Here is a 14,400-nt window from a genome sequence, read left to right on the forward strand (position 1 = left end):
CATGGAAGACTTGTCTATTCGAGATTCGCTCGTTCAAACTACAGGTGCTTTATATCAAAGCCTTCTCAAAAGGGATGATCATGAACGCGCAGCCAAACTTGCATCGATTATCAAAAAGGAAGCAGAAGAAGAAGTATATATCGCATTTACCGGTCACTATTCAGCTGGAAAGTCATCACTTGTGAATCATCTGCTTCATGATCACATCCTGCCAACGAGTCCGATTCCAACAAGTGCAAACTTGGTCGTCGTGAGGAAAGGGGAGAGTGAAGTAAAGCTTCACACCTCAGATGGCCGTTTTGCAAAAATGAGCGGTTCTTATGATAAAGAAGCAGTTCAGCGTTTTTGTAAGGACGGGGAACAGATTGAAATGGTGGAAATTAGCGGGGACTATAGAGGATTGGAAGAAAAGGTGGCACTGATTGATACGCCTGGAATTGATTCAACGGATCATACCCATTTTTTATCTGCCGCGTCTATTCTTCATCAAGCAGATGCTCTTTTTTATGTCGTGCACTACAACCATGTTCATTCAGAAGAAAACATTCGTTTCATTCGCTCCATTAAAGAGAAAGTGCCAAATCTTTATTTCATCGTAAATCAAGTCGATCGACATGATGAGCATGAGACAGCGTTTGAAGACTACAAAAATCAAGTAGTTGATATGCTTCTTAAAGAGGGCATTGAAGAAGAACATCTATACTTTACATCTGTAACCGATGAGTCGCATCCAAGAAACGAAATGATTCGTTTAATCGAGAAACTGCAAGAATTACAAACATTGCCGAAAGCATCACTTCGCGCCTATACCGAGCAGAAAATAGAGAATGTTTTAAAAGAACATATTGACTCATTAAAAGAAGAGCTGCAAGAAGAGGATCTTGATTCACTGCTTCAAGAAAAAAGAAGAGAAGTCAAGGAACTTGAAGCGAAAAGCAGCTTTATTGAAAATGGAGCAAAACAGTTAGAAGACGAAGTGTCTTTTGAAGTCGAGAATATTTTAAAAAATGCAAACCTAACCCCATTTAAAATGAGAGAGCTTGCAAGTGACTATATTGAATCGAAAGCACCTGGCTTTAAGGTAGGACTGCTGTTCGCTAAAAATAAAACTGAGCATGAAAAAGAAAAGCGGGCGAACGATTTCTTAGCAGATGTCAAAGCAAGAATGAAAGCTGAAGTGGACTGGCATATTGCTGAGCTGCTCAAAAAAGAAGTCAAGAAACATCAGCTTGGTGAAGAGCTATTAAATCAAGTGATGGCATTTGAAACACCTGTGGAAGAATCACTGCTTGAAAACGTCATCCATCATGGTGCGACATTTTCAAATGAATACGTTTTGCAATATGCAAAAGATGCTGGTGAAGCACTGAAAAGACAGACCAAACAGAAAGCAATACCATTAATTGAACAAATGACTGAGACGCTGAAAACCCAGCTCATGAATGAAAAGGGAAAACAGCAAGATAAATGGGCCCAGGCAGCACAGGAGCTCCAAGCGCTGGAGCAAAGCATGGAAAAAAATGATCAAATCAGAAGAGATATTGAGCATATATGGGATATTTGGCAAAACGGAACAAATGAGCAGATCACAGATGATTGGTTTTATGTGAAAAAACATCGGATGCAGCATGACGAGCTAAATCAGAATCATACGTCCACTCATGCGGAAGAAAGCGAGAAAGAAAATCAGCAGCAGACAGAGCTTGATCAAATGCGTCAATCACAGCATATTACGACAGCGCAGTCGATTGACCAGTTTGAGCAGCTTTCTCAAATGTTAATGCCATTAAACGCGCTTCAGTCTCAAAGAAAGTCCTTTGAACAACGAACAAAGCGGCTTCAAGCGAAGGAATTTACACTCGCCTTATTCGGTGCTTTTAGTTCAGGGAAATCGTCGTTTGCCAATGCCCTAGTTGGGAGAAAGGTGCTGCCATCATCTCCTACACCAACGACGGCCACGATCAATAAGCTGACGCGGCCGACAGAAGACCATCCGCATGAAAGTGTGAAAGTGGTGTTCAAAACCGAGCAGGAAATATTAGAAGAGCTCGATCAAATTCTCGGTTTTTCTATAACAGAAGAAAAGGGAGATACGTTTCAAGCCAAACTCGAACGAACGCTGAAAAAAAGAGCGCTTGAACAGGATCACCGCATCATTGTTGAACATTTTTTAAACGCTCATGAAAAGTTCCGTGAGTCCATTCAAAAACAAACGCCGCACAATGTCACCCTGCAAGAATTAAAGCCATATGTGGCAGAAGAGGCTGTTTCTTGTGTGGTGAAGGAAGTGACGGTGTATTTAAGTACACCTTTAACAGATAAAGGACTGACGATTGTTGATACACCAGGCGCCAGCAGTATGAATAAACGTCATACAGAGATTGCCTTTCAATATATGAAGGATGCTGATGCCCTTCTTTATTTAACTTACTACCAGCATTCTTTCTCAAAAGCAGACCGGTCATTTTTACGTAAACTCGGGCTTGTAAAAGATTCATTTAGCATGGATAAAATGTTTTTTATTATCAATGCAGCTGACCTCGCAAAGGATCAAACAGAGCTTGAAACCGTCTTTGACTATGTGAAAAATGAGCTCACAAAAGAAGGCATCCGGCAGCCAAACCTTCATCATGTATCCAGTAAGGAAGAGATCGAAGGAAAGGTTCAGTCGCCCTATAACCAGTATGCACAGCTTAGAACACAGCTCGACTATTTTATTGAGGAAGAATTAACGAAAGATGCGATTGAGCTGCTGTATTTTGAAGCGAGTACATTATGTAGAACAGTCGACAAGCTGCATGAGACGCTGCATCAGTCAGAAGATGAAAAGCAAGCGGAAAAGAAAAAGATAGACACATCCTATGAAGTGATCGTTGATCAAATGAGCCATATTAAACGATCTAAGCTAGTGACAGAAAGTGTGAAAAAGGACTTGCACGAACAGCTTTACCACATTGTTCAGCGCTTGTCACTTTATGCAAATGATCTGTTAAAGACAGCCTTTTATCCTGGAATATCTCAAGGGGACTTCAGGCAGGAGTTGAAAAAAGCGCTTGAACAGGCGCTAAAGGATTATGAATTTGAATTTGTACAGGAGCTTAAGGCGCTTGATATTCGAATGGAATCGTTTATCACTCAATATTTCAAAGAGGAGTGGGAGAAAGGATTACAGGCTGCGTGTGCAGAAGATCCTTACTTTTCTCTCCGGCTGTCGCCGCCAGATGAGAAAAATGCAGAGCTGAAACAAATTGAAGTGGAAGCGGACCTAACGCCGTTTGAGCCGCTCTTAAAGAAGCAAAAATCAGCGAAAGCTTTCTTTGAACAGAACGGGAAGGCAGCGTTTATTGAAGCGATTCGAGATGTCCTTTTCCAAGTAACGACGAAATGGGCAGATAAAGAAAAAGAAGAATTACAGAGCAGATACGAAATGATGGTGAAGACCTTTACTGAAAGATATGAGACAGAAGCGCTTAAACAGCTGAATGAACAAAAACAAACATTTATCATGAGCTTGACGACAGATGCGAAAGAGCAGGCGATGATAGAACAAGTATACAAGCAGACAAATGAATGGAAGAATCAGTTGAAAACCATTTGATTCATGATAGACTATAGAAAAAAGAAAGCAGTTGATAAAAAATGACGAGCGTACACGAAGAGATTTCGGCACATTCACAAAAACAGAATGCTCATATCAAGTCGTTTCTTGCGCTTGAGCAGAAAAGAGAGCAGGCAATAGAGACTGCAGTTTTCAAGTGTGAGCAAAACGAACCATTTACAACTGACGATATCAATGCGATTACTTCAAAGATGAATGAGCTTGCACGAGGCGGTATTGTTCCGCTGCGTAAGCATGTCACGATTGATATGGTCAGGGAGTATGTCGAAAGAAAACAGAAGTAAAGAGTAACTTTCTCTTTTTTGGTCATCTTAACAAGTGAACCGAGAAAGGGGAATGATGATGGAAAAAAAGCAGCATGCAAAAAAGCAGGATGAGCGTAACCCGAAACAAAAAGAGATGCCATCCTACGCAGAAGCAGAATCGAAAAAAATGCAATACGGTCAAAAATAATCCAAAGGTGCCACTTCTTTTCCAAAAGAAGAGGGCGCCTTTTTTATGTCGAATTCTATGTTCTGTGATAGAATAGGAGTATTGTTTTGAAAAAGGGAGTTTATAAGAATGAATAAACACGTACTGCTTGTTGATGGCATGGCGCTTCTGTTCAGATCGTTCTATGCAACGGCTGTCCATCGCAATTTTATGATAAATGATAACGGCGTCCCGACGAATGGAGTAAATGGCTATTTGAAGCATTTATTAACCGCTGTTCAGACATTTGAGCCAACTCATATTGTGTGCTGCTGGGATATGGGAAGCCAAACATACCGAAATGAATTGTTTCAAGATTATAAAGCAAATCGAGGAGAGGCGCCTGTCGAGCTCATTCCGCAATTCGATTTAGCAAAAGAAGCGACAGAAGAACTAGGAATTGTAAACGTTGGTTTAAAAGGCTTTGAGGCAGATGATTGTATCGGTACGCTGGCAGCAGTCTATCAGAATGAAGCACGTGTGACGGTTCTAACTGGCGACAGAGATTTGCTGCAGATATTGAATGAACAAGTGACTGTTGCTTTGATGCAAAAAGGGATCGGGAACTATAAACATTATACAAAAGCCTTATTTGAAGAGGAAATGGGCATCTCTCCAAAGGCGCTGATCGATATGAAAGCACTTATGGGGGATTCAAGTGACAATTACCCAGGCGTCAAAGGAATCGGAGAAAAAACAGCATTAAAATTTATTCAAACATATCAAACCATTGATGGATTATTAGAAAATGTTCATGAACTAACGGCCGCACAGCAAAAGAAAATGCAAGCAGGATTAGAAGATTTGAAGCTCTCCCGTCTATTGGCAGAGATCAAATGTGATGTCCCGCTGAGCTGTCCAATTGATGAGACGAAGATGAACATCAATCAAGAACGGGCTGCTGCCATGCTGCGTTACCATCAAATCAAAGGAATTGAACCGATGGTGAATCGATTAAGTAAAATAGAGATCAGCTAAGCCGATCTCTCAGCGTAAAGACAAACCCTCGCATTCGTTGTCAGGTCTGCGCTCCGGTGCTCACGGATGTCAAATTCGCTCCGCTCCGGTACTCGCCCTTCCTAGGGCTGCAAAGGTTTTCTATCACGCTGAAAAGAAGACAAAGGGCTAAAATAAAAATCATTTTAGCCCTTTGTTAGAGATCAGCTAAGCTGATCTCTAAGGTCATCTTTTTGTATTGCTTTTCTTCGCTCTATTTTCGAGCTGAGATAGTGGCTGCTTATCTTTTGTTTGCGCATCACCTTGAGGGGTTGTCCCATTTGTGACACGACCTTTATTCTCTTTATCCAATCAGTATCACCTCATACATTAGCATAACCGAAAAAAAGCGATTCATCCTTTAGAAAGGTGAATCGCTTTTCTAGCGAGCTGATCAGCTACTTGATTTTCCTTGCTTGGAATCCACTTAATGAAAAATAAATCAAACTGCCGTTGAAGCTCGATCATCTCTTTTATAAAAGGCTGAAAGGCTGGATTTTTAGCAAATCCTGCATTGGCCGCACGGTCAACTACCTGTGAATCTGTTCGAAACGAAACGGAACGCAGTCCTTTTTCTACGCAGATTTTCATCCCTTCAATGAGAGCGGAAAATTCTGCTTCGTGATTGCTCATTGATCCGAGAGGAATCGAGAAAGATTCAGCCTTTCCATCATATTTAATGAAAATGCCGATGCCAGAAGGACCTGGATTTCCTGCGCTAGCACCATCAATGTATATTTCAGCTGGCAATTTATTTCACCCTTTCATCAAGCGGAACCATTCTTTTCGCTGCATACGCATATGGTGTCCCAATCGCGGCGACGATAAATTTAATCACATAAGTCGTGATGAAGATTTCGATCCATACATGAAATGGATAGGTGCCAAGAAAGGCAATGGTTGTGAAGATCAGTGTATCAAGCAGCTGGCTGATCATCGTACTTCCAGCGTTGCGCACCCAGAGCGCACCATCGGAAGGAAATATCCGGCGAATAAACGAATATACATAAACATCTAACATTTGACTGATGATATAAGCAGCAAGACTGCCAAGTGCGACCCTTGGCATAAAGCCAAATATCGTTTCGAGCGATGTTTGAGAAATGTCGGATGGAGCGGGATGGAAAAGCAAAGCCTCCTGCATGACAACGGTTAACGTTAAAAGGGTGGCAAAGCCAATCCAGACAGCTTTCCTCGCTTCATTTTGTCCATATTTTTCATTCAATACGTCCGTTGCAAAGAACACACTGCCATATAAAATGTTTCCAAGTGTTGCCGTTAAGCCAAACAATTCAACGGTTTTGACCACTTGTAAATTTGCAGCAACCGTCGCAAAGCCAATCCAGACGAAAAGGCCCATCTTGCCAAATCCTTTATAAAATAGAAGAACAATGATAAAATTAATGATCGCAAATAAGATCCAAATACCTTCATTAAACAAGTGACATGAACTTCCTTTCTCATTGTAAAATGTAACTTTTTGATTATAGCATAACGAACGTTTACCTTAAAAGCACGGGAAGGCGATGTGATCAATGAAATTAAGAGCGCACTATACAATGAAAGTGAAATCGATTGGGTCCATTGCTTTTTTCCAAGAAGATTGGATGGAGCTAAAAGAGGCCTTGCTTTTAGCAAAACATATCGACAAAAAAGAACCACAGTCACTCCTATCATTTGAAGATGAAAAAGGAGCGATGTGGTCTATTAAAGAACTTGAAAAGCTAAATGAAGAACTAAAGCTTGAACCTGATCAGCTTCAGGTCTATTTTGATGCAAGTTTTCACAAAGAAACAGGCGACTCTGGCCTTGGGGTTGTCGTCTACTATAAGCTCGGAGAAGATACTTATCGTTTGAGAAAAAATCAGCCCTTTCAAGGAATCACCAATAATGAAGCGGAGTATGCAGCTTTATTTGAGGCAGTAAAAGCTTTGAAAGACCTCGGGGCAAGCAGAAATTCTGTCACGATTAGAGGCGATTCATTAGTTGTCATGAATCAATTAAAAGGAGAATGGCCTTGTTATGATGATATACATAACAAATGGCTCGACCGGATTGAAGCGGCTTTAAAGGAGCTGAGGCTTACGCCAACATATGAAGTCATCGATCGTAAACAAAATGCAGAAGCGGATCAGCTTGCAAGGCAGATACTTGCAGACGTCCCAATTGAAAGTAAATTGAAATTAGAAGCAGACGGAGCTGAATAAAGTGGATAAAAAAACAGCAGTACAAGAATTGACGGATCTCCAAGACACGTATTGTTCAGATTGCTTGATTAAGAAGCACTTTCGAAAAGAATATGGCAAAAAATACGCCCACTCCTTTTGTATTCAGCAATGCACAGTAGGAGAGAAAATAAAAGAATACGGACAGACGCTGCTTAAAAAGTAAGCGGCTGCCCCGGTTTTCCTTACTCAAACATCCGCTCGTGAAAAAAAACGGATAGAATGTGTTAAAAAAGAACATATTCTGAAAAATGAGCCGATATAACTATAGAAAGTTTTGGTTGAGTTACTTTTTGACTAAGTGACGGATAATAGAGGAAAAGGGGAAGGCCGGCATGAATAATAAGGATTTCGAAACGGTATTACATCGAACATTTCAAGAGGTATACAGCGATCTAGAGCAGCTAGTAGATGTAGCAAAGAAGGGAAGACCTTTTCTCGAAAAAGATATTTCTGAAATTGAACAACGACTGAAGCAAAATATTTTAGCCATTGAAATTCAGCTGAAAATCAAATAAGAGAGGCATATGCCTCTCTTTATTTTGTCGTTTCATCATTGATTTAGTTGATTAAAGTTTTGTTACGTTTGCAGCTTGAGGTCCACGATTACCTTCAACGATTTCAAAAGAAACTTCTTGTCCTTCTTCTAAAGACTTGTACCCGTCACCTTCGATAGCTGTGAAGTGAACGAATACATCGTCTCCGCCTTCAACTTCAATGAAGCCGAAACCTTTTTCATTATTGAACCATTTTACTTTACCGTTTTGCATATTGCTTTTTCCTCCTAGTACTGTAGCACACCTTTTGGGCATACTAAAAAAAATTTTCATCACCTAACGACTTTACAGTTGTTAAATGATGGTTCCACTATACACCATCAAAAGTAACGCGTCAAGCAGGCGAGCCAAATTTTGAGCAGAATGTTTGATTTTTTTGTTTTTTTGGTGAATAACAATGAAAAATAAAACGTCCTTTTCGGAACCTAACGTGCAGCTTGTCCGTATATAAAAAAAATACAGAAAGAGGTGCAATCATGAATCGTTATACACTTGAAGAATTTATTCAGAATACGCAGCAAGAAGATAAAGGAGAAGGGGTCTTTGAACTTGAAACATCAAGGCTTCTAGAAATTAATTTGACTGACACCATTTGGGCAAAAACAGGTTCCATGGTTTCCTATCGAGGGAAAATCAAATTTGAACGTGAGGGTGTTTTTGAGCACGGCGTCTCAAAGATGTTCAAAAAAATGCTCTCGGGAGAAGGCACCTCACTAATGAAGGCGACAGGTGATGGGAAATTATATGTGGCAGATCAAGGCAAAAAAATCTCAATTCTCCGTTTGGCCCAAGGGGAATCTATTTTTGTGAATGGAAACGACCTGCTCGCATTTGAACCGTCTGTCCGCTGGGATATCAAATTGATGAAAAAGGTATCAGGCATGCTTGCAGGCGGATTATTTAATGTCAAATTAGATGGGCCGGGCTTAGTTGCAATCACAAGTCATTATGAGCCGCTGACGCTCATTGTTCAGCCTGGTGACTCTGTTTATACAGATCCGAATGCGACTGTTGCGTGGTCAGGGGATCTAAAAACTGAATTTGTGACAGATGTTTCCTTTAAAACCTTTATTGGCAGGGGAAGCGGAGAGTCCATTCAAATGAAGTTTAGCGGAAGCGGCTTTGTTGTCGTTCAGCCGTTTGAAGAAGTATACACAACAAATGGAAATCAAGGGTAAAGAAAAAGGTGTCCGTCAATGACGGACACCTTTTTATGATAATGCGCGAGCATATGTTTTGTTATTCATGATGAGATCTGACTGCTCGACGATATCTTCCAAAATGGTTTGAGAAGATTGTTTTAAGTGCAGTTTTTTCATGTTTTGTTTCATTGTTTCTAATTTTTCTTCGTCCTGCAGCAAGTTGGTCACAGATTCTAAAATGTCTTCATGTCTGTTAATGACAATAGCAGCGCCATAATCCTCAAAGAAAAGAGCATTTTCTTTTTCTTGGCCAGGGACAGGCTTGTAAAGAATGACTGGGACACCGATTGCAGTTGCTTCTGTTAAAGTAATGCCGCCTGGTTTTGTAATCATACAATCTGTTACTCTGAACAATTCATCAATTTGTTCCACATATCCAAGCGCCTTCAATTGATCTGGGTGTGCCTGCTCAAGAACGCTAAGCGATTGTTTCAGTGCGGCGTTCTTTCCGCATACAACAACAATTTGTACTTCACTGTCGAGAAGCAGCGCCTCACATAATTCCTTCACATTTTTTAGTACACCGTGAGCACCAGCCATGATAAGAAGTACTTTTTTGTCGGATGATAATCCATATTTTTTATAGATCATCGATTTTGGCACGTCGGCTTCAAACTGTGGTCTAATAGGAATACCTGTCACTTTGACATCGCTTGGATGTGTGCCGATTTCCACTAATTTTTGTTTCACATAATCGGTTGCAACATAGTATCGGTCGATGTTTTCATGTACCCAAATCTTATGGAGACAAAAATCGGTCATGACATTAAAAGTCGGAATCACTTTACCTGTTTTGTTTCGATATTCTGGTACAACAATCATCGGGAATGTAATAATGATGATATCTGGATTGTGTAACTGAATTAATTCATCGAGACGCTTATTTCCCATCTTTAAATAAATGTTAAATTTGCGTTTATTGTAAATTTTATCAACACCGTAATAAAACAAGCGATAAAATTGTTTCCCAATGGAAAAGCTCTTCAAGTATAAATATTGAGTCACTTCTGACACAATGGGATTCGATTCTTGATACAAATTAGAAACTACAACATGTTCAAATCCTTGGGATTTGCATTCATCATACAGTGTTTTTGCTACCTGCATATGTCCATTTCCATAATTTGCGGTCAAGATTAATATTTTTTTATTGGTATTCAAGAATATTCACCTCAAATGTAATCAACAACAACAAAACTTCGTACGAAACTATTAATCTCATAGGTCTACATATACATAAAGATAACATATAAACAGTTAGAGCATATCATTCGTTACGAAAGAATTAAACTAATTTTAAAAAACAAACAGATTCAATTGATAATGGAAGACAGAGCCATTTGTATTTTAACACATTTTGACGATTTATCATCAGACCACAGTCTATTTTATTCCCAAACGTATGGTGTTTCTTGATAAACATAATAATTAAGCCAATTCATAAACAATAAGGTTGCATGGGCTTTCCAACGATTTACTGGGATTAATGTGTCACCATCTTCTATAAAATAGTGGACAGGTTTTTGGACTGTATCATGTTTCAACAAATCTCTTTCATATTCCTGCATCAATGTATCTGTATCATACTCAGGATGTCCAGTTAAAAATACTTGTTTATCATCATCTGAAACAATTAAACAAACACCTGCTTCTTCAGACATACTCAAGACTTTCAAATTCGGCGTGTTTTTTAATTGTTCTGTATTAATATCTGTATGCCTAGAATGTGGGACATAGTATACTTCATCAAAACCTCTGACTAATCTTTCTTTTTTCTCTTTCACAATATGCTCAAATACACCAAATTTTTTCTCGGGAAGCTTGATCTTTTCAATCCCGTAATGGTGATATAAACCTGCCTGTGCACCCCAGCAAATATGAAGGGTAGACGTCACATTGGTTTTACTCCAGTCCAAAATGTCCTGCAGCTCTTTCCAATAAGAAACTTCTTCAAAAGGTAAGTGCTCAATTGGTGCGCCAGTGATGATCATTCCATCAAATTTTTTATGGCGAATCATTTCAAAGGTCGTATAAAATTCATCTAGATGCTCTCTCGACGTATTCTTCGGTGTATGTGTACTTGGAATCAAAAACGTAAAGTACACTTGTAAAGGAGAATTTCCGAGCATTCTCAGCAGCTGCGTTTCAGTTTGTATTTTTTTTGGCATTAAATTTAAGATCACGATATTCAAAGGACGGATATCTTGCTTGAATGCCCTTGTCTCATCCATGACGAAAATATTTTCGCTCTCTAGTATTTGTTTTGCCGGCAGATGAACTGGTATGTTAATAGGCAACTCGCCACCCCCTGAACCAAAGCTAATTTCACTTCATTATAGGAACTTTCTGGCGATATTTCAATGTTTCAATTATGTTACAATGAAAAATAGAGCAAAAAAGAATGCTGTTTCTGTAAAAAAAGGAGGCCGTTTTGTTATGATCACAAAGCATTTATCAGATATTGACATTGCCCAAAAGGCTAAGCTAAGACCAATTCAAGACATCGCAGCAAAGCTGCAACTACATGACGAAGAATTAGAATGCTATGGTTTCACAAAAGCGAAAATATCTTTGACTATTTTTGACCGTTTAAAGGAACAAAAAGAAGGACACGTGATTCTTGTCACTTCCATCAACCCAACGCCAGCAGGTGAGGGGAAATCCACGGTAACAGTCGGCCTTGGTCAAGCCTTCGAAAAAATTGGCAAAAAAGCGATCATTGCGATGCGTGAGCCATCATTAGGTCCTACAATGGGGATTAAAGGCGGGGCAGCGGGCGGAGGATATTCACAGGTGCTGCCAATGGAAGAAATCAATCTTCATTTCACAGGAGATTTTCATGCCATTACATCTGCACATAACGCCTTATCTGCATTTATTGATAATCATATCCATCACGGAAATGAACTCGGCATCGACACGCGCCGCATTGTATGGAAGAGGGTGCTTGATTTAAACGATCGTGCATTAAGACAAGTCGTTGTCGGACTTGGCGGTCAGTTAAATGGGTATCCTAGAGAAGACGGATTTGACATTACAGTTGCTTCCGAAATGATGGCGATCCTCTGTTTAGCAGAAGACTTATCTGACTTAAAAAACCGTCTTTCTTCTATTGTTGTTGCCTATAATCAAGAAGGCGAGCCAATCACAGTGGGAGCACTTGGATATGAAGGTGTCCTGACGTTACTTTTAAAAGACGCACTCAAGCCGAACCTGGTTCAAACGATTGAAGGAACCCCAGCACTTGTCCATGGCGGTCCTTTTGCCAATATCGCACATGGATGCAATAGTTTAATTGCAACCAAAATGGCAGCAAAATTAGCTGATTATGTCGTAACAGAAGCTGGATTTGGAGCAGATCTTGGAGCAGAAAAGTTCCTTCACATTAAAACAAGAGCTGGTGATTTCAAACCTGGTGCAGTTGTCATTGTGGCGACAGTGAGAGCATTAAAGATGCATGGCGGAATGAAGAAAACCGAACTCAAAGAAGAGAATGCACACGCCGTCTTAGAAGGTATACATAATTTAGAAAAGCATATTGAAACCGTGCAAGCTTTTGGTCTTCCATATATTGTCGCGGTAAACCGTTTTATTACGGATACAAAAGAAGAGATTCAAGCGATAGAAGATTGGTGCGGCAAACATGGCCATCCAGTTAAAGCCGTGAATGTATGGGAAGAAGGAGGCGAAGGCGGGACAGCTCTTGCCGAGGAACTAGCGGAACTCATTGAAAAGAAAAAGAACAACTTTACCTATTTGTATGAAGAGAACGATTCCATCGAAGAAAAGTTATCTAAAGTGGCCAAAGTGGTTTACGGGGCAGATGGGGTCACGCTCACATCCAAAGCAAGAAAGCAGCTGGCTGCCATTGAGGAAAACGGCTGGGCTCATTTGCCGGTTTGTATGGCAAAAACACAATATTCTCTTTCGGATGATCCAGCTTTAATCGGCAGACCTAAAGGCTTTACCATTACGATTCGCGAGTTAAAGCCATCTGTAGGAGCAGGATTTATTGTGGCCTTAACCGGAAGCATTTTGACAATGCCTGGATTACCTAAAAAACCTGCGGCTCTCGAAATGGATTTATTAGAAGACGGCAGTGTGACAGGACTCTTTTAAACGGGAGCATAAAAAGCGATTTTCTAAAAGAAGCATGTTACGATAGGAAAAAGTGAATCCTAGGAGGCTATGAGATGTCAATTTATGATATTCAGGTCAAGACCATTAACGGTCAGGAAAAATCGATGGCAGATTACAAAGGAAAAGTGCTCATTATTGTCAACACAGCAAGCAAATGTGGACTGACTCCTCAATTTAAACAATTACAAGAGCTATATGATCAATATCATGAAAAGGGCCTTGAAATTTTAGGATTTCCGTGTAACCAATTTATGAACCAAGAGCCAGAAGGAGAAGAAGCCATTCAAGAATTCTGTTCTTTGAATTATGGAGTGACCTTTCCAATGTTTGCGAAAGTAGATGTTAATGGCGAAGAAGCGCACCCGCTGTTCAAGCATTTAACAAGTGAAGCGAAAGGTGTGCTTGGGACAAAAACAGTGAAATGGAATTTCACCAAATTTATCGTGGACCAAAACGGAGAAGTCACTGAACGGTTCTCCCCGAAAACGCCACCAAAAGAATTAGAAAGCTCAATCATCGCTCTGTTGGACAAATAAGATGCTGACAGTCATGCAGCGAAAACAATTGGAGGCAGCTGCCTCCTTTGTTTCAGACAGGCTGAAGGATGAACCAACTGGACACGATGCGGCTCATGTTGCTCGTGTGCGCCAGCTTGCCGTCCATATTGCACATCAGGAAGGCGGCTCTTTCTTTATCATCGAAATGGCGGCAATTGTACATGATCTCATTGATGAAAAGCTGTCAAGTGAATGGAAAGTCACTAAGGAGCAGCTTGAGCACCAGCTCCTTTTGTGGGAATTGGATACGAGGGATATCCGCTACATCATGGACATCATTACAACGATGTCTTTTCGTCACCGGCATAAGCAGTTTAGGCCGATGACGTTAGAAGGGACTATTGTTCAAGATGCGGATAGGCTGGATGCGATAGGAGCAAGCGGTATCGCTAGAGTTTTTACGTATGCTGGCGCAACAGGTGAGCCCCATTATACAAAGGACACGCAGCAGGGCTCTGTGCTAAAGCATATGGAAGAAAAACTGCTCAAATTAAAAGACTTGATGAACACTCGTGCAGGGAAGCAGCTTGCTGATGAGCGGCATGAATTGATGAGTTTATTTATCAAGAAATGGAAAGAAGAATGCGGCCTTACAGATGAGTAGGGTCTTTATGTGTGTAAGGAGGATATATC

General features: G+C 40.3%; 16 protein-coding genes. 10 read left to right on the top strand and 6 right to left on the bottom strand.

Features of this window, described 5'->3' with window-relative positions; genetic code table 11:
- Position 1: 1 nt before the first annotated feature.
- The 3 genes from dynA to AC20OE_RS08970 all read left to right on the top strand — a co-directional run bounded on the left by dynA (position 2) and on the right by AC20OE_RS08970 (position 5,068).
- Positions 2 to 3,598: a dynamin GTPase gene (gene dynA, locus AC20OE_RS08960; protein WP_366203808.1), complete on the top strand. Its 3,597-nt coding sequence runs from the start codon at positions 2 to 4 to the stop codon at positions 3,596 to 3,598.
- A gap of 41 nt (positions 3,599 to 3,639) precedes the next feature.
- Entirely contained in the window at positions 3,640 to 3,903 is a 264-nt protein-coding gene (locus AC20OE_RS08965) for a YpbS family protein (protein WP_041085809.1), read from the top strand.
- A gap of 277 nt (positions 3,904 to 4,180) precedes the next feature.
- On the top strand, positions 4,181 to 5,068 hold the full coding sequence (locus tag AC20OE_RS08970; RefSeq protein ID WP_366203807.1) for a 5'-3' exonuclease: 888 nt from the start codon (positions 4,181 to 4,183) through the stop codon (positions 5,066 to 5,068).
- A gap of 204 nt (positions 5,069 to 5,272) precedes the next feature.
- On the opposite strand, the gene AC20OE_RS08975 is transcribed toward AC20OE_RS08970, so the two are convergent.
- Genes AC20OE_RS08975 through AC20OE_RS08985 form a run of 3 tightly spaced genes read right to left on the bottom strand, consistent with a single transcriptional unit; the run spans position 5,273 to position 6,527 of the window.
- On the bottom strand, positions 5,273 to 5,398 hold the full coding sequence (locus AC20OE_RS08975) for a hypothetical protein (RefSeq protein WP_003215584.1): 126 nt from the start codon (positions 5,396 to 5,398) through the stop codon (positions 5,273 to 5,275).
- Positions 5,399 to 5,440: 42 nt separating this feature from the next.
- Entirely contained in the window at positions 5,441 to 5,836 is a 396-nt protein-coding gene (locus tag AC20OE_RS08980) for a reverse transcriptase-like protein (protein ID WP_039179411.1), read from the bottom strand.
- Between the two features lies 1 nt (position 5,837).
- Positions 5,838 to 6,527: a queuosine precursor transporter gene (locus AC20OE_RS08985; protein WP_041085802.1), complete on the bottom strand. Its 690-nt coding sequence runs from the start codon at positions 6,525 to 6,527 to the stop codon at positions 5,838 to 5,840.
- A gap of 94 nt (positions 6,528 to 6,621) precedes the next feature.
- Between AC20OE_RS08985 and AC20OE_RS08990 the strand changes: the two genes are divergently transcribed.
- From AC20OE_RS08990 to AC20OE_RS09000, 3 genes are all read left to right on the top strand, one after another.
- Entirely contained in the window at positions 6,622 to 7,293 is a 672-nt protein-coding gene (locus tag AC20OE_RS08990; RefSeq protein ID WP_144464540.1) for a ribonuclease H family protein, read from the top strand.
- Position 7,294: 1 nt separating this feature from the next.
- A complete protein-coding gene (locus AC20OE_RS08995; RefSeq protein ID WP_024422748.1) occupies positions 7,295 to 7,477 on the top strand; it encodes a zinc-finger domain-containing protein in 183 nt (60 codons plus the stop codon).
- A 169-nt stretch (positions 7,478 to 7,646) separates the two neighbouring features.
- Entirely contained in the window at positions 7,647 to 7,829 is a 183-nt protein-coding gene (locus AC20OE_RS09000; protein WP_039179402.1) for a hypothetical protein, read from the top strand.
- A 51-nt stretch (positions 7,830 to 7,880) separates the two neighbouring features.
- On the opposite strand, the gene cspD is transcribed toward AC20OE_RS09000, so the two are convergent.
- Positions 7,881 to 8,081, bottom strand: coding sequence for a cold-shock protein CspD (cspD, locus tag AC20OE_RS09005; RefSeq protein WP_024422747.1), 201 nt, complete (start codon positions 8,079 to 8,081; stop codon positions 7,881 to 7,883).
- 263 nt (positions 8,082 to 8,344) lie between these two features.
- Here cspD and AC20OE_RS09010 point away from each other — a divergent pair, with 263 nt between their 5' ends.
- Positions 8,345 to 9,046: an AIM24 family protein gene (locus tag AC20OE_RS09010; protein WP_059377768.1), complete on the top strand. Its 702-nt coding sequence runs from the start codon at positions 8,345 to 8,347 to the stop codon at positions 9,044 to 9,046.
- 33 nt (positions 9,047 to 9,079) lie between these two features.
- Here AC20OE_RS09010 and AC20OE_RS09015 read toward each other — a convergent pair whose 3' ends face one another.
- Both AC20OE_RS09015 and metA read right to left on the bottom strand, forming a co-directional pair.
- Positions 9,080 to 10,231, bottom strand: coding sequence for a diglucosyl diacylglycerol synthase (locus AC20OE_RS09015; RefSeq protein WP_024422744.1), 1,152 nt, complete (start codon positions 10,229 to 10,231; stop codon positions 9,080 to 9,082).
- Positions 10,232 to 10,458: 227 nt separating this feature from the next.
- On the bottom strand, positions 10,459 to 11,367 hold the full coding sequence (metA, locus tag AC20OE_RS09020) for a homoserine O-acetyltransferase MetA (protein ID WP_058838889.1): 909 nt from the start codon (positions 11,365 to 11,367) through the stop codon (positions 10,459 to 10,461).
- Positions 11,368 to 11,506: 139 nt separating this feature from the next.
- Between metA and AC20OE_RS09025 the strand changes: the two genes are divergently transcribed.
- The 3 genes from AC20OE_RS09025 to AC20OE_RS09035 all read left to right on the top strand — a co-directional run bounded on the left by AC20OE_RS09025 (position 11,507) and on the right by AC20OE_RS09035 (position 14,371).
- The gene (locus AC20OE_RS09025; protein ID WP_039179394.1) at positions 11,507 to 13,189 is read left to right on the top strand and encodes a formate--tetrahydrofolate ligase; all 1,683 of its coding nucleotides are present in this window, start codon (positions 11,507 to 11,509) and stop codon (positions 13,187 to 13,189) included.
- Positions 13,190 to 13,263: 74 nt separating this feature from the next.
- The gene (locus tag AC20OE_RS09030; RefSeq protein ID WP_041085791.1) at positions 13,264 to 13,746 is read left to right on the top strand and encodes a glutathione peroxidase; all 483 of its coding nucleotides are present in this window, start codon (positions 13,264 to 13,266) and stop codon (positions 13,744 to 13,746) included.
- A 1-nt stretch (position 13,747) separates the two neighbouring features.
- Positions 13,748 to 14,371 (top strand): HD domain-containing protein, encoded by a 624-nt coding sequence (locus tag AC20OE_RS09035; RefSeq protein WP_487268803.1) that lies wholly within the window; start codon positions 13,748 to 13,750, stop codon positions 14,369 to 14,371.
- Positions 14,372 to 14,400 lie beyond the last annotated feature (29 nt).

The sequence above is a fragment of the Bacillus sp. SRI_025 genome (assembly GCF_057592095.1).